Raw genomic sequence first — 17,215 nt, 5'->3', positions numbered from 1 at the left:
TCCCTGCTGTTTAAATACCATTGATGTAACCCCTGATTTAATTTAACGGTCAATGTTATTTCTCTTAGCGTCCGTGGAGGACTTATGACCTATAACCAAAAAATCTGGTTGGGGGTTTTGCTGCTATGCACCCTGTTTTGGGTGGCGGTGATCGGCGGCGCCTGTTCGCTGTATCAACGCGTGGATCGCTTCCAGGCACATCACGCAGAGAGCGAGTTCGCCGCCCGCCACGGCCAGGCGCCTTGCGCGCAACCCGGCGCTCAGGCGTCGACTGCCCCCCGGAATGGGTAGGGACAATATCCGCTAACGATCCTATTATGCCCTAAGGTTAACAGGGAGATAACGATGGCTCGAAAGCTGGATAGCTTACCGCAGGCGCAACGCGAGAAAATAGAAACCGATTTGCTGGCCATCAGCGTGATCTACAACGAACGCTACGGCATCGCCTCCACTCAGGCGGAAACAGAACAACAGATCCCCGACCACCTGCTCCCCTACTTTCATCAACGGCTGAATTATTATCGCCGTGCGTAATTGCGCGCATTTCGCTAACCGCCGCTTGGCATCGCTCCCCACGCCGTTACAATAGAGGCATATTGTATCCGCCACTGAAGAGACGCGATTTTGAGCAGCAAGGCAACGGCCACATTTTACATTCACGATTACGAGACCTTCGGCAAGAGCCCGTCGCTGGACCGCCCGGCGCAGTTCGCCGGCGTGCGCACCGATATGGATTTCAACATTATCGAAGAGCCGCTGGTCATCTACTGCGCCCCGGCCGACGATTACCTGCCGGAACCGGAGGCGGTGATGATCACCGGCATCACGCCGCAGGTGGCGCGCGCCAAAGGCGTTAACGAAGCCGAATTCACCCGCCAAATCCATCAGGCCTTCAGCGTGGCCGGCACCTGCATTCTCGGTTACAACAACATCCGCTTCGATGACGAAGTGAGCCGCAATATCTTCTATCGCAACTTCTACGATCCCTACGCCTACAGCTGGCAAAACGGCAACTCGCGCTGGGATCTGCTGGATGTGATGCGCGCCTGCTACGCTCTGCGCCCGGACGGCATCGTTTGGCCGGAAAACGAAGACGGTTTCCCCAGCTTCCGCCTGGAACACCTGACGCGCGCCAACGGCGTCGAGCACACGCAGGCTCACGATGCGATGTCGGACGTTTACGCCACCATCGCCATGGCCAAGCTGGTCAAGCAGGCGCAGCCGCGGCTGTTCGATTTCCTGTTGCAGCACCGCAATAAACACAAGCTGAACGCCCTGATCGACGTCGCCGACATGACGCCGCTGGTGCATGTCTCCGGCATGTTCGGCGCGGCGCGCGGCAATACCAGCTGGGTGTCGCCGCTGGCCTGGCACCCGGACAACAAGAACGCGGTGATCATGTGCGATCTGGCCGGCGACATGACGCCGCTGTTGACGCTGAGCGCCGAGCAGCTGCGTGAGCGGCTGTACACCCGCCGCGACGATCTGGCGCCGGATCAGGCGCCGGTGCCGATCAAGCTGGTGCACATCAACAAATGCCCGGTGCTGGCGCCGGCCAAAACCCTGCTGCCGGAGAACGCCGAGCGGCTGGGCATCGATCGTCAGGCGTGCCTGCAAAATCTGCAGCTGCTGAAACAGCATCCGGAAGTGCGCGAGAAAGTGGTCGCGCTGTTCGCCGAAGCCGAGCCGTTCAAAGGTTCCGAGGACGTCGACGCCCGCTTGTACGACGGTTTCTTCAGCGACGCCGACAAGGCGGCGATGAGGATTATCCAGCAGACCAAGCCGCAGAACCTGCCGGCGCTGGATCTGGCCTTCAGCGACGGCCGCATGAAAGAGCTGCTGTTCCGCTTCCGCGCGCGCAACTACCCGAATACGCTGGACGACGCCGAGCAGCGCCGCTGGCTGCAACATCGTCAGGAAGCCTTGAGCGCGGAGCGCGTGCAGAGCTATCTGCTGCAGCTCGAATCGCTGTATAACCTGCACGAAGGCGACAAAGAGAAAACCGCCCTGCTGAAAGCGCTGTTCGATTACGGCAAAGAGTTGGTGGGATAAAACCCGCCGCAGCAGAAAAGGAAAAGGCCGCGAAAGCGGCCTTTTTTGTGGCTGAGGAGACGGCTCGCGCTTAGGCGGCGTCTTCGCTCGCTTGCGGCACCGGCAGACGGAAGCTGCGGGTGACGAAGGCCAGGTAGATCAGGCCGATGGCCGCCCAAACCAGGCCCAGCGTCATCGAGCTGGCTTCCAGGTTGATCCACAGCGCGCCGACGGTCAGTGCGCCCATCACCGGCAGGATCAGGTAGTTGAACGTGTCCTTCACGGTGCGGTTCATCTTATCGCGAATATAGAACTGCGAGATCACCGACAGGTTAACGAAGGTGAAGGCCACCAGCGCACCGAAGTTGATCAGCGCTGTCGCGGTCACCAGGTCAAACGACACCGCGGACAGCGCGATGGCGCCTACCAGCAGCACGTTCAGCGCCGGGGTACGCCACTTCGGATGCACATAGCCGAAGAAGCGAGTCGGGAACACGCCGTCGCGGCCCATCACGTACATAAGACGCGAAACGCCCGCGTGCGCCGCCATGCCCGACGCCAATACCGTCACGCAGGAGAACACCAGGATCACCGACTGGAAGAATTTACCCGCCACGTACAGCATGATTTCAGGCTGCGACGCATCCGGATCCTTGAAGCGCGAAATGTCCGGGAAGTACAGCTGCACGAAGTAAGACACCACGATAAAGATGATGCCGCCGATCAGCGCCGTCAGGAAGATGGCTTTCGGGATCACTTTTTCCGCGTCTTTGGTCTCTTCGGACAGCGAGCTGATGCCGTCGAAGCCCAGGAACGAGAAGCACAGGATGGTCGCGCCGGTAATCATCGGCACCACGTGAGCGTTATCGGACCAGAACGGGCGGCTGCTGACCAGCGTACCGGCGCCTTCGCCGTGGTAAATGCCGTTGATCACCAGGCCGAGGAACACGATCATGATCGCCACCTGCACCACCACGATGATGGAGTTCAGGTTAGCCACCAGCTTGATGCCGCGCAGGTTGAAAATCGTCATCAAGCCGACCAGCACCGCCACGAAGATCCAGGACGGTACGCCCGGGAAAATCGCTTCCAGGTAAATCTTGGCCAGCAAAATGTTGATCATCGGCATGAACAGGTAGTCCAGCAGCGATGACCAGCCCACCATAAAGCCGACGTGCGGGCTGATGGCTTTCTGGGCGTAGGTGTAGGCGGAACCGGCGGAAGGGAACTTCTTCACCAGCTTGCCGTAGCTCAGGGCGGTAAACAGGATCGCCAGCAGAGCGAAGGCGTACGCGGTCGCGACGTGACCATCGGTCAGGCCGGATACGATGCCGAAGGTATCGAAAATGGTCATTGGCTGCAGGTAAGCCAAGCCCATCATCACTACCGGAACTAAAGTCAGGGTTTTACGCAGCTGAGTGCGCTGAGCCGGAGCGGCGTTGATGGTGTTATCGGACATTGTTCAGCCCCCCCTTACCTTGAGCCTTGCGGATGGCGGACACGCCAAGACTTAAGGTTGCGGGGAAACTTCGCAACGAGCGACTTAATTCTAAAAGAAGGGGGTTGTAAGCTGGATAACGGGTCGAGGTAACCTCGGCTGCTCCATAGTCGCTGCGGCCACAGCGGAAACCGGCGGGCACCGGCGCTAAAGTGAAAAATTGCCCCATCTTTCTAATCCTCATGAGTCACGACCATAAAGTTTTGTTTGATCGTGCACGAAACTATTTATCTATCCGGATCGGTGTCCGGCCTCGCTTGGTGTATGAAACGCTACGTTGGTAAAACATAATGCAAAAAAAATAACCGACGCTTTCAAAACGTCGGCTATCTGCATTTGAGATATTTTGCACCAGAATGCCTCCGAATGACAAGATCCGGAAACCCTCAAATACAAATTCTTTTTGTCGATCGCACGGAAAACCAGCCCGGCAGGCGAATTAATCCGCTGCCGGCAGGCCAGTCGCCCGCACATACCTCTTACTTTATACGCCTATTCAGGCATTTTTCAACATCCAGTCGATCTCGGTTTCCGTCACTCGCCGTTCAAACTGCAGCAGTTCGTCGGTCTTGCAGGCGTGATAAACGCGGGTGAAACGCTCGCCGAGATAGTGCGTCAGCGCGTGCTGATGTTCAAACTCGTACAGCGCGTCGCTCTGGCGGATCGGCAGCGGCAGCCCCTCTTGCTCCAGCCCGTTACCGGTCACCGGCTCAGGGAGCGGCAGTAGGTTGTCCAGCCCGTACAGCATGCCGGCCAGGATCGCCGCCATCACCAGATACGGATTGGCGTCGGCGCCGGCCACGCGATACTCCACCCGATGGTTCTCCGGTTCGCCGCAGGGAATGCGCAGCGCCACGGTGCGGTTATTGTGGCCCCAGGCGGCCTGGATCGGCACATACATCCCCGGCTGGAAACGCCGATAGGCATTGACGTTCGGCGCCAACAGCGCCATCGACGCCGGCATCAGGGTGATCATCCCGGCCAGCGCCTGTTTCAAGAGCGGCGAATCCTCGCCTTCGCCGTCGGCGAACAGGTTGTTGCCCGCGCCATCCTGCATACTGACGTGCACGTGCATGCCGCTGCCGGCGTAATCCTCATAGGGCTTGGCCATAAAGGTGGCGTGCATGCCGTGGTTCTCGGCCACCAGCCGCACCAGCCGCTTCAGCGCCAGCGCGTGGTCGCAGGCCTGCAAGATATCGTCGGTATGGCGTAGGTTGACCTCGAACTGCCCTGGCGAGGCCTCCGCCACCGCGCCGTCCGCCGGCAGCCCCTGCAGCTTCCCCAGCGCGTCGATATCGTTCAACACCTCGGCGAAATGGTTCAGGTTATCGACGGAGTACACCTGGCTTTGGGTGTTGCGCTCCTGCGTGCCGGGCGCACACGGCGGTTGCAAATCGCCTTCCGCGTCGCGCAGCCGATCGATGAGATAAAACTCCAGCTCTACCGCTGCCACCGGGAACAAACCGCGCTGTCGCAGCGCCTGCCACACGCGGTTCAGCACATTGCGGGGTTCAACGTCAAAGGGAGTGCCATCTTCATCCAGCATGGTGAGCAGCACCTGGCCGATGTGCTGCGGATCGGCCGCCGACGGCGTCAGCGAACCGGGCACCGGCAGGCATACGCGATCCGGTTCGCCGAGTTCCTGCCCAAGGCCAGCCTCCTCCACCACGTTGCCGAGGATGTCCATAGCGAACACCGACGCGGGGAAGTAGCTGCCTTTTTCCAGTTTTTTCAACCCTGAGACGGGTATGCGTTTGCCGCGGAAGGAACCATTGAGATCGGTGAGAAGGATATCGATATACTGCGTGGCGGGATGGCGTTCCAAATAATGAGCGACCTCATTTTGGAACGCGCTACTTCGCCTCTCTTCATGATGCTGTGCAAAATGTTCAACTGCTGCGCTATTGGTTTGCATACGTCACCCGCCATTATGCTCTTAAGGCGCGTTGGCGCCCGTCCGCCGTTCGATTCAACACATGATTGGATTTCTCGCCAGGTCGCGCCGCTGCGGGCGCTCAAAATAACATCCACAATATGAAACATAGTCTTAACAGAATGGGTTTGCAAATGTTACAATCCTGTTTGATTATTCGCCACCGGCTGCTAAATTGATAAAATATTGACCGAAAAGGCCTTGTCGCCATTTTCACGTCAACTATTTTGTCCGCCGCGCCGACGGTGAGCATGGGCAATATATTTTCCAAACCTACCCTAACTACCGATATCATGCAGCATCGTTATCGACCAGGCAGGCGCCCGATACCGATCGTCATTTCTGCCTGTCGCCCTTACCAGAAGGAAGTACCGCTATGAGCGAAGCCAGCTTGGCACCGGGCAAACGCCTGTCGCAGATCCGCCAGCAATTGGGTTTGTCGCAGCGCCGGGTCGCCGAACTGTCCGGGTTAACCCACAGTGCGATCAGCACCATCGAACAGGACAAAGTCAGCCCGGCCATCAGCACGCTGCAAAAGTTGCTTAAGGTGTATGGCCTGTCGCTGTCGGAATTCTTTGCCGAACCGGAGGCCGTCGACGAACCGCGCGTGGTGATCGACGCCGAGGATCTGATTGAGATCGGCAGCCAGGGGGTGTCGATGAAGCTGGTGCACAACGGCAGCCCGACGCGCAACCTGGCGATGATGCTGGAAACCTACCAGCCCGGCACCACCACCGGCGAAAAGATCAAGCATCAGGGCGAAGAGATAGGCACCCTGCTGGAGGGCGAGATCGTGCTGACCATCAACGGCCAGAGTTACTGCCTGACCGCCGGTCAGAGCTACGCCATCAACACCGGCATTCCGCACAGCTTCAGCAATACGTCGGCGCGCATCTGCCGCATCGTCAGCGCACACACCCCCACCACCTTCTGACCGTTTATCGCTCCGGCGCAGCCTGACGCGGGTTGCGCCCCTGTCCGCCCACGCTTTCATCGTCGTTATGCCATTTTGTTGGTTGCCAACGGCGCAATCTGTGTTACAACAGAGCAAAATAGCCATCTAAACATCTAAACGGCCTTACTACGCAATGTCAACCGCAACGCCTTCGCGCCTCGAGATGCGCAATATCTCGATCGCCTTCGCCGGCTTCAACGCGCTGCAGGACGTGGACTTCACGCTGCACGGCGGCTCAATCCACGCGCTGGTCGGCGCCAACGGCGCGGGCAAGTCAACGCTGATGGCGATCCTCTCCGGCGCCCACGATCACTACCGCGGCGAGATCCTGATCGACGGCCGGGCAGTGGAAATTCATTCCCCGCTGCAGGCGCGCCGCCACGGCATCCACGTGGTGCAGCAAGAGGTCGATGTCGCGCTGATCCCCACGCTGTCGGTGGCGGAAAACATCATGCTGGACTGGCTGAACGAACCGGGCCACTGGCTGAACTGGGCGGAACTGCACCGCCGCGCCGCACAGCTGCTGCAGCAATGGGCGCTGCCGCTCAACCCGCGCAGACGCCTGGCGGACTGCACGCTGGCGGAAAAACAGCAGGTGCTGCTGGCGCGCGCGCTGTCGCACCGCTGCCGTTTTCTGGTGCTCGATGAACCGACCGCGCCGCTCGATCGCGCCGAGAGCGAGCGCCTGTTCAACGTGGTGCGCCGCCTGCAATCCGAAGGCATCGGCATCGTATTCATTTCTCACCGCATCCACGAACTGAGCGACATTTGCGATCGGCTGACGGTGCTGCGCGACGGCCGCCGCGTCAGCGAAGACGCCATGCGCGGCCTAGGCGGCGAACAGATCGTCGAGAAAATGCTTGGCCACCGGCTGGACGACATTTTCCCGCCGCCGCGCCCGCCGCACGCGGAGCGTACGCTGCTGCAGGTGCAAGGCTTGCGCGATCGCCATAAGTTGCGCGACGTTTCGCTGCGGCTGCATGAAGGCGAGATCCTCGGCATCGCCGGGCTGGCCGGGGCCGGGAAAAGCGAGCTGTGCAAGGCATTGTTCGGCGCCTGCGCCGTGCAGCTGGAACGCGGCGAACTGCGCGGGCAGCCCTGGGCGCCGCGTGCGCCGCATCTGTCGGTCGAACAGGGGCTGGCGCTGGTGCCGGAAGAACGCCGCAAAGAAGGCATTTTTATCGATGAGGCGATCCCGATGAACCTGAGCGTCAGCGCCGATGACAGCTTCTCGCGCTGGAGCCTGTTCAGCCGGCGGCAAGAGCTGCGCTGGGCGCGCGAGATCATGCAGCGTCTGAACATTCGCGCCTCCGGTCCGCAACAGCGGCTGGCGCGCCTGTCCGGCGGCAATCAGCAAAAAGTGGCGATCGGCAAGTGGCTGCGCGGTGACGCCGACGTGTTGATCTTCGATGAGCCGACCAAGGGCGTGGACATCAAGGCCAAACAGGAGCTGTTCAGCCTGATCGACGGCCTGGCCCGCGCCGGCAAAGGCGTGATTTACGCCTCCGGCGAGTTCGCCGAGCTGGTTGGCCTGTGCGATCGCATCTGCGTGCTGTGGGATGGCCGCATCGTGGCGGAGCTGAACGCCGCCGATACCGACGAAGAAACCTTATTGATCTATTCCACCGGAGGAACCCCTGCGTGAGTAAAGAATTTGCCTTGCGGCCTGCGCTGCCCTGGCGCCAACAGCTGTTTGATTTCCTCTACAAGTGGGGCATGCTGCTGACCGTCGCGGCGCTGATCGCCCTGTTTGGCCTGGCGTCGGACAACTTTCTCGATGCCAACAACATCATCAATATCCTGCGTTCGATCGCCATCGTGACGGTGATCGCCATCGGCGTCTCTATCTCGCTGTCGGTCGGCGGTTTCGATCTGTCGGTCGGCTCGACCGCCTCGCTGGCCAACGCGCTGGTGATTTCACTGTTCGTCTGGCACGGGTTCGGCACCGCCGGCGCCATCGTGGTGACGCTGTTGCTGTGCACGCTGGTCGGCCTGTTCAACGCTCTGCTGATCGTGGTGCTCAAAATCCCCGATATGCTGGCGACGCTGGCCAGCCTGTTCGTGATCCAGGGCGTGGCGATGACCTACAGCTACGGCGGCTCCATCACCCAAAACATGGTGCTGCCGAATGGCGACATAGCGGAAGGCCTGATCCCGGAAGTGTTTTCCGCCCTCGGCCAGGTGCCGGTGATCGTGCTGATCATGCTGGCGGTCACCGTGGCGGTGCAGCTGTTCCTGTCGTTGACCAAGCACGGCCGCCGCATGTACGCCATCGGCGGCAACCCCGAGGCGGCGCGCCTGTCGGGCATTCGCACCGTGCGTTACAGGGTTGCCGCTTACGTCATTTCTTCCTGGCTGGCGGCGCTTGGCGGCATCCTGCTGGCGTCACGTATCGGCTCTTCGCAGGTCAATGCCGGCGGCGGCTATCTGATGGATGCGGTGGCCGCGGCCTACATCGGTTTCTCGCTGGCGGGCTCCGGCAAACCCAATGCGCTCGGCACCCTGATCGGCGCGGTGATCCTCGGCGTGCTGCAAAACGGCCTGGTGATGCTGTCGGTGCCCTACTACGCCATGGACATTATCAAAGGCCTGGTGCTGGCGCTGGCACTGGCCATCACTTACATCCAGAAACGCTGATCCTGCCCGGCGCACATCCGCTGCGCCGGTTTTCCCTTTAATTCATCCGGTTACTCTTTCCAGCAAGAATATCAAGTATACAAATGATATGAATTATCATTAGCGTTTACATTAAGTAAAAAATCCTTACAATACCCTCACGCAACGCTGACGAAGCACCGGATTTCTCAGCGAACGATGAATAATTTCATTAGAAATTCAATTGGTTAATTACTTTCACTTCAATCCAGGAAAGGTTTACCTCATGGAAACGCCACGTTACAGCAAGCTCGCCGCCATGGTCATCGCCTCGCTCAGCGCCACCGCCGCGCTGGCCGCGCCGCAGACTGACGCCCAGGACACCATGGTCGTCACCGCCTCCGGCTTTCAGCAAAAAATTCAGGACTCCGCCGCTTCCATCTCAGTGATCCCGCGCCAGCAAATTGAAGATAAAGCCTATCGCGATGTGACCGATGCGCTGAAAGACGTGCCGGGCGTGGTCGTCACCGGCGGCGCCAGCAGCAGCGACATCAGCATCCGCGGCATGTCCTCCAAGTACACGCTGATTCTGGTGGACGGCAAGCGCGTCGACACCCGCGGCACCCGGCCGAACAGCGATAACGCCGGCATCGAACAGGGCTGGCTGCCGCCGATGGAAGCCATCGAACGTATCGAAGTGGTGCGCGGGCCGATGTCTTCGCTGTACGGTTCCGACGCCATGGGCGGCGTGATCAACGTCATCACCCGCAAGACTTCCCGCACCGAGTGGAAAGGCTCGCTGCACGGCGACGCCACCCTTCAGGAAAACCGCGATTCCGGCGATCTGTTCCAGACCAACGCCTACGCGTCCGGTCCGCTGATTGAAGGCCTGCTCGGCGTGCGGGTCAACGGCCTGCTGTCGCGCCGCGCCGAAGATAAAATCGCCAACGGTTACAACGAACAGCGCATGCGCAGCGGCACCGCGGTGTTCACCTTGACCCCGGACGAGAAAAACGAATTCGACTTCGAAATCGGCCGCTCGCTGCAGGATCGCAACAGCACGCCGGGCAAATCGGTGGTGGCGGAGCGCTGCAGCAAAGGCAAGTGCAAACCGTCCTCACGCAGCGAAGATCTCTACACCCGCACCAACTACTCGCTGACCCACAACGGTTATTACGACTTCGGCAACTCCACCAGCTACGTTCAGCGCGAAGAGACCAACAACCCGGGCCGCAAGATGAAGATGTACAACACCATCTTCAACACCCAGAACCAGTTCGAGCTGGGTGCCCACATGCTGAACCTCGGCGGCCAATACCGCTATGAGAAACTGGGCGACAGCGGCAACCAGCTGAGCTCGGCGCAAGACGTCAACCAGCTGACGCGCTGGAGCTGGGCGCTGTTCGCCGAGGACGAATGGGCGCTGACCAACGACTTCAGCCTGACCAGCGGCATCCGTATGGATCGCGATCAAAACTTTGGCAGCCACTGGTCGCCGCGCATGTACGGCGTCTGGCACCTGACCGAACAGTGGACGATGAAAGGCGGCGTCTCCGCCGGCTACCGTTCGCCGGATCTGCGCCAATCCTCCGCCAGCTGGGGCCAGGTCACCGGCGGCGGCGTGCGTAACGGCATCATCGTCGGCAACCCGGATCTGCAGCCGGAGAAGAGCCTGAGCGAAGAGATCGGCCTGATGTGGGATAGCCTGAAAGGCGTCAATGCCGGGGTGACGGTCTTCAACACCGACTTCAAGAACAAGATCACCGAAGTGCGCCGCTGCGAAGACACGCCGGACTGTAAGATCGGCAATGACGTCTACGACTTTATCAGCGATCGCGTCAACGTCGACAAAGCCAATATGCGCGGCGTAGAGGCCACCTTCGGCTGGCAGATCAATAAAGACTGGAAGTGGAACGCCAACTACACCTACACCGCTTCCGAGCAGAAGAGCGGCGAGTTCCAGGGCAAGGCGCTGAACCAGATGCCTAAGCACATGCTCAACACCGTGCTGGATTGGCAGGCTACGCAAGACCTCAGCCTGTGGTCGCGCGTTAACTTCCGCAGCCGCACCTCAGACTACCTGAGCCGCACGTCGATGGAGACCAGCACCCCGTCCTACACCTTCGTCGATGCGGGCCTGAGCTACCAGGCGGCGAAAAACCTGCAGTTGACCGGCGGGGTCTACAACATTCTCGACAAGACCGTGGATTACGATCACTACCGCACCACGCTGGACGGCCGCCGTTACACCGTCGGCATGACCTACAACTTCTGATGCCCCCGGGCGCGCACTGCGCGCCCTTTTCATTCCATCACCGAGAGGAAGCTCCATGAGATTACGTCGCTCCCCCCTGATGATCGCCCTGCTGGCCGCGATGGCGCTGGCGGGTTGCCACAGCAAAACCGACGCGCCGGCGGCCTCGGCCACCGTCAACGTCCAGCACCTGAACGGCAGCACCGAGGTGAAGAAGCACCCGCAGCGTATCGTGGTGCTGGATTACGCTTCGCTGGAAACGCTGCAGCTGCTGGGCGTCGAGCCGCTGGCGCTGCCCGGCAACCGCAAGAACTTGCCGGATAACCTGAAGCGCTATCAGGATGACAAATACCTCAATGCCGGCACCCTGTTCGAGCCGGATATGGCCGTGCTGCGCGCCGCCAAACCGGACCTGATCCTGATCGCCGGCCGGGCGTCCAAAGCCTATGACGAGCTGAACGCGCTGGCGCCGACGTTGAACATGTCCGTCGATCAGCAGGATCAGTTGGGCAGCCTGAAACAGCGCACCCTGCAGTTGGGCGAGCTGTTCGATAAGCCGCAACAGGCGCAGGCAGCGATCGATAAGCTGGATGCGCAGATCGCGGCGGTCAAACCGCAGGCAGCCCAGGCCGGACGCGGGCTGGTGGTGCTGTTCTCCGGCGGCAAGATCAGCGCTTACGCGCCCAAGAGCCGTTTCAGCTTCGTCTATGACGCCCTCGGCTTCTCGTCCGCGCTGCAGTCCGACGAAAAAGACGTGCGTGGCAATAAGCTGACGCCTGAGCAGGTCGCCAAACTGAACCCGGACTGGCTGTTCGTCATCGACAGAGATGCCGCGACCGGTCGGCCGAACGCGGTGGCGCCGCAGAAAATCCTCACCGGCACCGCGCTGAAGAAAACCACGGCGGTGAAAAAAGGCCAGGTGGTTTACCTGCCGGCGGCCGAGGTCTATCTGTCCGGCGGCATCGTCACCGCCCAGCACGTCGTCGAACGCGTGAGCGAAGCACTGAACCGCGCTGCGCGATAAAAAAAGCCCGGCGATGCCGGGCTTTTCTTGGATTATATCGTCGGCTGATTCACCAGACCGTCTATCAGCACCTGCGGCGTGCCCTGCGAGCAACGCTCGATGCGCCCGCGCACGCCATAGACCCGCGCCAGGCTCTGCGGCGTAATCACCTGATCCGGCGCGCCGTCGGCGATCAGATCGCCATCCTGCAGCATCAGCACGTGGTCGCCGTGACGCAGCGCAATGTTGATGTCATGCACCACCACCACCGTCACGATATCGCGCTTGCGGGTTTCGCGGCGCACCAAATCCATCACGTGGAACTGGTAGTTGAGATCGAGCGCGCTCAGCGGCTCATCCAGCAGCAGCAGCGACGGCTGACGGATCAGCGACTGCGCCAACCCCACCAACTGTTTCTGGCCGCCGGACAGCTGATCGAGATAACTCAGCGCCAGGTGGGCGATGCCCAGCTGTTCCAGCAAAGCCATCACTTCCGCTTCGCTGCCGGCGTTGCTGCGGCCGCCCGAGGCGCGCTGCGCCACGATGATCGACTCCAGCACGTGCAGATGCACCCCGGCGGGCAGCGACTGCGGCAGGTACACCACTTTCTCCGCCCGACGGGCGAACGGCATCTGCATCAAATCGCCGTCGTCCAGCCACAGCTTGCCCTGCGCCGGGTTCAGCCCGGCCAGCGAGCGCAGCAATGTCGATTTGCCGCTGCCGTTCGGCCCCAGCAACACGGTGATTTGCCCGCGCGGCAGCATCGGCACCGAGAGATTGTCGATCACCTGGCGTTTCGGGTAACCCGCCGAGAAGTTTTCTATCCGTAAACCCTGGCTCATACGTTCCCCCGGTGGCGCAGAATAATGCTCAGGAAGAACGGCACCCCGACCAACGACGTCACGATCCCCACCGGGATGATTACCCCAGGCACCAGGTTTTTCGACGCCACCGAGGCCATCGACAGCACCAGCGCGCCAATCAGCGCACTGGCCGGCAGGTAGAAACGGTGATCTTCGCCGAAGATCATGCGGGCGATGTGCGGCGCCACCAGACCGATAAAGCCGATCGGCCCGACGAAAGCCACCGCCAGCGCCGAGAGCATGCTGATGCGCAGCAGCGTGGTCAAACGCAGCCGACGCACGTCGATGCCGAAGCTCACCGCCCGGTCTTCACCCAGACGCAGCGCGGTCAGTTTCCACGAGCTCATCATCGACAGCGGCAGCAGCACGGCGAACACCCCGAACAGAATGCCCAGTTTGTCCCACGAGGCGCGCGCCAGGCTGCCCATGGTCCAGAACACCAGCCCCTGCAGCGTGTCCTCGCTGGCGATGAACTGCATCATCGAGACCAGCGCGTTGAAGGTAAACACCAGCGCGATGCCGAACAGCACTACGCCGGAGGTGGCGACCCGCGTCCAGCGCGTGATGCCGTCAAGCATCAGCGCGGCGAACAGCGCGAAGATAAAGGCGTTGGCGGAGATGAACCACTGATCGGGGATCCCCGGAATGCCGATGCCTAGCACGATCGCCAGCGCAGCGCCAAAGGCCGCGGCGGAAGACACCCCGAGGGTGAAGGGGCTGGCCAGCGGGTTATTCAGGATGGTCTGCATTTCCGCCCCGGCCAGGCCGAGCGCAAAGCCCACCACCACCGCCATCAACGCATAGGGCAAGCGGATGTCCCAGACGATCACCCGCGTGCCGGCATCGGCCGCGGCGGGATCAAGCAGCGTTTGCCATAAGGACGACAACGACAGGCCGGACGGCCCCATGGTGAAATCCAGCAGCAGCGAGCCCAGGATCGCCAATGCCAATACGCCCATCATCAACAGGCGATGGCGAAGAATATGCTGATAACGCCCCATCACGCCGGCGTCGGGTTGCCCCTTGGCTTCAGTCATGGGATCGGTGGATACGCTCATTAGTTAAGATACCTGTTGCAACCATCATGACAGCGGCGCGAAAGCGGCCGCCGTGAACCGAAAAGTGTGCGGCAGCAGCCTGCGCACGGCCGTTAACAATAAAACAAACGATAATACTTATCAATCATATCAATAGGTGAAAACGGCGTTGTCGAAATGTAATAATTTGTTTTTTATCGCCATTTTTCAAACCGCCACGCTTTCCCCCGCCAACGGCCAGTAGGTTAATTATTCTGAAAATTCTTCCTGATCCGACCAGACTCTGACAAATAACGGCAAAACCACATAGAATCCAAAATCACAGCACCGCGCGTGCAAAAAAACTTCAGGCCGCCGCAAGAGCGGCCTTATTGATTGACGAGGCTGTAATGAGAAGTCCATCTCCGGCGGTAACGCCCAAACGCCCGGCGCTGCTGAACTGGCTGTTATACAGCCCGCTGCACGCCGATGACGAGCCGTTTCAACGCCAGCTGCGTCTCACGCTGACGCCCTCTCCTCTCACGCCCTGGCTGAATGCCGCAGGGCCGGCCGCGCTGCTGGCGGGGTACGCCTGGCTGGTCCAGCGGCCGCTCGGCATCGGTTTGTTGCTGCTGCTGCTGTTGTTGACCGCCGGGCGAGCCTGGCTGGCGCGCCGGCGTCAACCGGCCTGGCCGAACGCCATGCTGGTGACGGTGCTGCTGTGGGCGCTGCTGGTCGGCGCCAGCGCCGCTCTGGCGATGCTCTCGGGCCGCTTCGTCTTAATGCTGTTCGCCGGCCTGACGATCACCGCCCTGGCCTGCTGGCTGATGCAGCGCCACGCCGCCGCCCCGCGCTTCGCGCTGCTTGAGGTGATCGCGCTGACGCTGCCTTACCTGCTGGCGGCGCCGCTGTCGCGCGTGCAAAACCTGTTTGTCCTGGCGGACCTCGCGCCGCTGTGGCTGGTGCTGGCCCACGGCATGATCGCGCGCTACCACCGCCAGCTGGTGCAGCACGTCACGCTGGCGTGGGAGAAGCAGCAGGCGTCGCACCGCGATCGCCTGACCGGTTTTCTCAACCGCGCAGGCGGCGAGGCGGTGATGCGCAGCATCTGCCGTCCCGGAACGGCGCAGCCGATCTCCCATCTGTTCATTCTTGAATTCGGCCCGCTGGCGGCGCTCTACCAAAGCCACGGCGTCCAGATCGGCGACGACGTGCTGCGCACCGTCGGCGAGCGCCTCAAGACGCTGATCCGCCCCAGCGACTATATCTGCCGCTATACCGGCGGCCAGTTTCTGATTCTGGTGCACGATCTGCCCTACGGCGCGGAAAGCGAGTTTCTGGCGCGCATTGTGCCGCCGCTGGAGGCGCCCTACGATTTTGGCGCGTTCGGCGAGGTGAACATGCAGCTTAACGCCGGCATTGTGGCGCTGACGCAGGATTACGCGACGGTAGAGAGTTTGATGAGCTCGGCGCAGCAGGCGCTGGCGGAAGCCAAAGGCGGGAAAAAGTAAAACAAAACGCGGCGGGAGCCCCCGCCGCGTGTCACTCACCGAAAATTACTTCACGTCCATCTTCGGGAATTCCATCTCGCTGTACTTCACGACACGGGTGCCTTGCGACAGCTTGTAACCAAACCAAATCAGCAGGAACAGCGGAATACCGATGTAGGTCGCGGTCACGCCGTACCAGTCGATCTTGTCTTGCAGGAAGGCCTGGTAGTTCTGCCCCAGGGTGATGATCAGACACAGCACGAAGGCGAAGATCGGCCCTAGCGGGAAGAAACCGGAACGGTACGGCAAATCGTTCAGATCGCGCCCCTGCAGCATGTAGCCGCGACGGAAACGGTAGTGGCTGATGGCGATGCCCAACCAGGCGATGAAACCGGTCATGCCCGAAGTGTTCAGCAGCCACAGGTAAACCGACTGGTTACCGAACATCGACGTAAGGAAGCACAGGCCGGCCACCACGCAGGTCGCGTACAGCGCGTTGCGCGGCACGCCGCCTTTCGACAGCTTGGCGAAGATGCGCGGCGCCTTGCCTTCCGAAGCCAGGGTGTACAGCATGCGGGTCGACGCATACATGCCCGAGTTACCGGCCGACAGCACCGCCGTCAGGATCACCGCGTTCATCACCGCCGCCGCCGACAGCAGGCCGGCATGTTGGAACACCAGCGTGAACGGGCTGACGCTGATGTCTTTCACGTCGTTGCGCAGCAGGCTCGGATCGGTGTACGGAATGATCAGGCTGATGATCAGAATGGCGAAGATATAGAACAGCAGGATACGCCAAAACACCTGACGCACCGCGCGCGGGATGTTTTTACCCGGGTTTTCCGATTCGCCGGCCGCGATGCCGATAAGTTCGGTGCCCTGGAACGAGAAGCCGACGATCATGGCCACGCCGATCATCGCCGAGAAGCCACCGGCAAACGGCGCGTCCCCTATTGTCCAGTTCTGCCAGCCGGCATGCTCGCCGCCCTTCAGAATGCCGACGATCATCATCACGCCGACGGCGATAAAGATAATCACGGTGCTGACCTTGATCAGCGCGAACCAGTATTCCGCCTCGCCGAATCCTTTCACCGAAATGTAGTTCAGCAGGAACATCAGGCCGAGGAACAGCGCGCTCCAGATCCAACCCGGGGTGTCCGGGAACCAGTAGCTCATCACCAACTGCGAGGCCACCAGGTCAACGGCGATGGTCACCGCCCAGTTGTACCAGTAGTTCCAGCCCAGCGCGAAGCCGAAGCCTTCTTCTACGTATTTGGCGCCGTAGGTGGAGAATGAACCGGAGACCGGCATAAAGGCCGCCAGTTCGCCCAGGCTGGTCATCAGGAAGTACACCATCAAACCGATCAGAGCGTAAGACAGCAGCGCCCCGCCGGGGCCTGCCTGAGAAACCGTGGCGCCCGAGGCGACGAAGAGGCCGGTGCCGATGGAGCCGCCGATGGCGATCATGGTCAAATGCCGGGCTTTCAATTCACGGCGCAATCCGGGTGCTTGCTGCCCCGATGTTTTTATATCCTGCTGAGCCATTCGTTCCCTATCTATCTGCTCTTCGAAAAATG

At 60.8% G+C, this 17,215-nt stretch carries 14 protein-coding genes; 9 read left to right on the top strand and 5 right to left on the bottom strand.

Annotated elements, in window-relative coordinates:
* Positions 1-84 precede the first annotated feature (84 nt).
* The 3 genes from ACJ8PE_RS01505 to sbcB all read left to right on the top strand — a co-directional run bounded on the left by ACJ8PE_RS01505 (position 85) and on the right by sbcB (position 2,052).
* Complete coding sequence (locus ACJ8PE_RS01505; protein WP_033643786.1) at positions 85-291, top strand: hypothetical protein; 207 nt, start codon at positions 85-87, stop codon at positions 289-291.
* A 54-nt stretch (positions 292-345) separates the two neighbouring features.
* Positions 346-534 carry a DNA polymerase III subunit theta gene (locus ACJ8PE_RS01500; RefSeq protein WP_055312730.1) on the top strand — a complete coding sequence of 63 codons (189 nt, stop codon included), beginning with the start codon at positions 346-348 and terminating at the stop codon, positions 532-534.
* A 90-nt stretch (positions 535-624) separates the two neighbouring features.
* Positions 625-2,052 carry an exodeoxyribonuclease I gene (sbcB, locus tag ACJ8PE_RS01495; RefSeq protein WP_033643788.1) on the top strand — a complete coding sequence of 476 codons (1,428 nt, stop codon included), beginning with the start codon at positions 625-627 and terminating at the stop codon, positions 2,050-2,052.
* Between the two features lie 70 nt (positions 2,053-2,122).
* On the opposite strand, the gene ACJ8PE_RS01490 is transcribed toward sbcB, so the two are convergent.
* Positions 2,123-3,490 (bottom strand): APC family permease, encoded by a 1,368-nt coding sequence (locus tag ACJ8PE_RS01490; protein WP_025303526.1) that lies wholly within the window; start codon positions 3,488-3,490, stop codon positions 2,123-2,125.
* A 535-nt stretch (positions 3,491-4,025) separates the two neighbouring features.
* Positions 4,026-5,444 carry a glutamine synthetase family protein gene (locus ACJ8PE_RS01485; RefSeq protein WP_197792627.1) on the bottom strand — a complete coding sequence of 473 codons (1,419 nt, stop codon included), beginning with the start codon at positions 5,442-5,444 and terminating at the stop codon, positions 4,026-4,028.
* 394 nt (positions 5,445-5,838) lie between these two features.
* Between ACJ8PE_RS01485 and puuR the strand changes: the two genes are divergently transcribed.
* From puuR to ACJ8PE_RS01460, 5 genes are all read left to right on the top strand, one after another.
* Positions 5,839-6,396 (top strand): HTH-type transcriptional regulator PuuR, encoded by a 558-nt coding sequence (puuR, locus tag ACJ8PE_RS01480; RefSeq protein WP_016927000.1) that lies wholly within the window; start codon positions 5,839-5,841, stop codon positions 6,394-6,396.
* A 154-nt stretch (positions 6,397-6,550) separates the two neighbouring features.
* The gene (locus tag ACJ8PE_RS01475; RefSeq protein WP_197792626.1) at positions 6,551-8,062 is read left to right on the top strand and encodes a sugar ABC transporter ATP-binding protein; all 1,512 of its coding nucleotides are present in this window, start codon (positions 6,551-6,553) and stop codon (positions 8,060-8,062) included.
* Complete coding sequence (locus ACJ8PE_RS01470; RefSeq protein ID WP_197792625.1) at positions 8,059-9,054, top strand: ABC transporter permease; 996 nt, start codon at positions 8,059-8,061, stop codon at positions 9,052-9,054. The genes ACJ8PE_RS01475 and ACJ8PE_RS01470 overlap by 4 nt, the downstream gene beginning before the upstream one ends.
* A gap of 244 nt (positions 9,055-9,298) precedes the next feature.
* Entirely contained in the window at positions 9,299-11,287 is a 1,989-nt protein-coding gene (locus tag ACJ8PE_RS01465; RefSeq protein WP_197792624.1) for a ligand-gated channel protein, read from the top strand.
* Positions 11,288-11,342: 55 nt separating this feature from the next.
* Positions 11,343-12,290, top strand: coding sequence for a siderophore ABC transporter substrate-binding protein (locus ACJ8PE_RS01460; RefSeq protein WP_099784159.1), 948 nt, complete (start codon positions 11,343-11,345; stop codon positions 12,288-12,290).
* A gap of 32 nt (positions 12,291-12,322) precedes the next feature.
* On the opposite strand, the gene ACJ8PE_RS01455 is transcribed toward ACJ8PE_RS01460, so the two are convergent.
* Together ACJ8PE_RS01455 and ACJ8PE_RS01450 are read right to left on the bottom strand one after the other, a co-directional pair.
* A complete protein-coding gene (locus tag ACJ8PE_RS01455) occupies positions 12,323-13,111 on the bottom strand; it encodes an ABC transporter ATP-binding protein (RefSeq protein WP_033643795.1) in 789 nt (262 codons plus the stop codon).
* Positions 13,108-14,190, bottom strand: coding sequence for a FecCD family ABC transporter permease (locus ACJ8PE_RS01450; RefSeq protein ID WP_033643796.1), 1,083 nt, complete (start codon positions 14,188-14,190; stop codon positions 13,108-13,110). Before ACJ8PE_RS01450 ends, ACJ8PE_RS01455 begins: the two co-directional genes overlap by 4 nt.
* A 368-nt stretch (positions 14,191-14,558) precedes the next feature.
* On the opposite strand from ACJ8PE_RS01450, the gene ACJ8PE_RS01445 reads away from it, so the two are divergent.
* Positions 14,559-15,659 carry a GGDEF domain-containing protein gene (locus ACJ8PE_RS01445; protein WP_033652543.1) on the top strand — a complete coding sequence of 367 codons (1,101 nt, stop codon included), beginning with the start codon at positions 14,559-14,561 and terminating at the stop codon, positions 15,657-15,659.
* A 45-nt stretch (positions 15,660-15,704) separates the two neighbouring features.
* Here ACJ8PE_RS01445 and ACJ8PE_RS01440 read toward each other — a convergent pair whose 3' ends face one another.
* A complete protein-coding gene (locus ACJ8PE_RS01440) occupies positions 15,705-17,183 on the bottom strand; it encodes an amino acid permease (RefSeq protein WP_033643798.1) in 1,479 nt (492 codons plus the stop codon).
* Positions 17,184-17,215 lie beyond the last annotated feature (32 nt).

Origin of the sequence: Serratia sp. CY74737, assembly GCF_052166775.1 — a bacterium.
GTDB classification, from domain to species: domain Bacteria; phylum Pseudomonadota; class Gammaproteobacteria; order Enterobacterales; family Enterobacteriaceae; genus Serratia; species Serratia ureilytica.
This window is presented reverse-complemented; position numbering and strand designations above follow the sequence as displayed.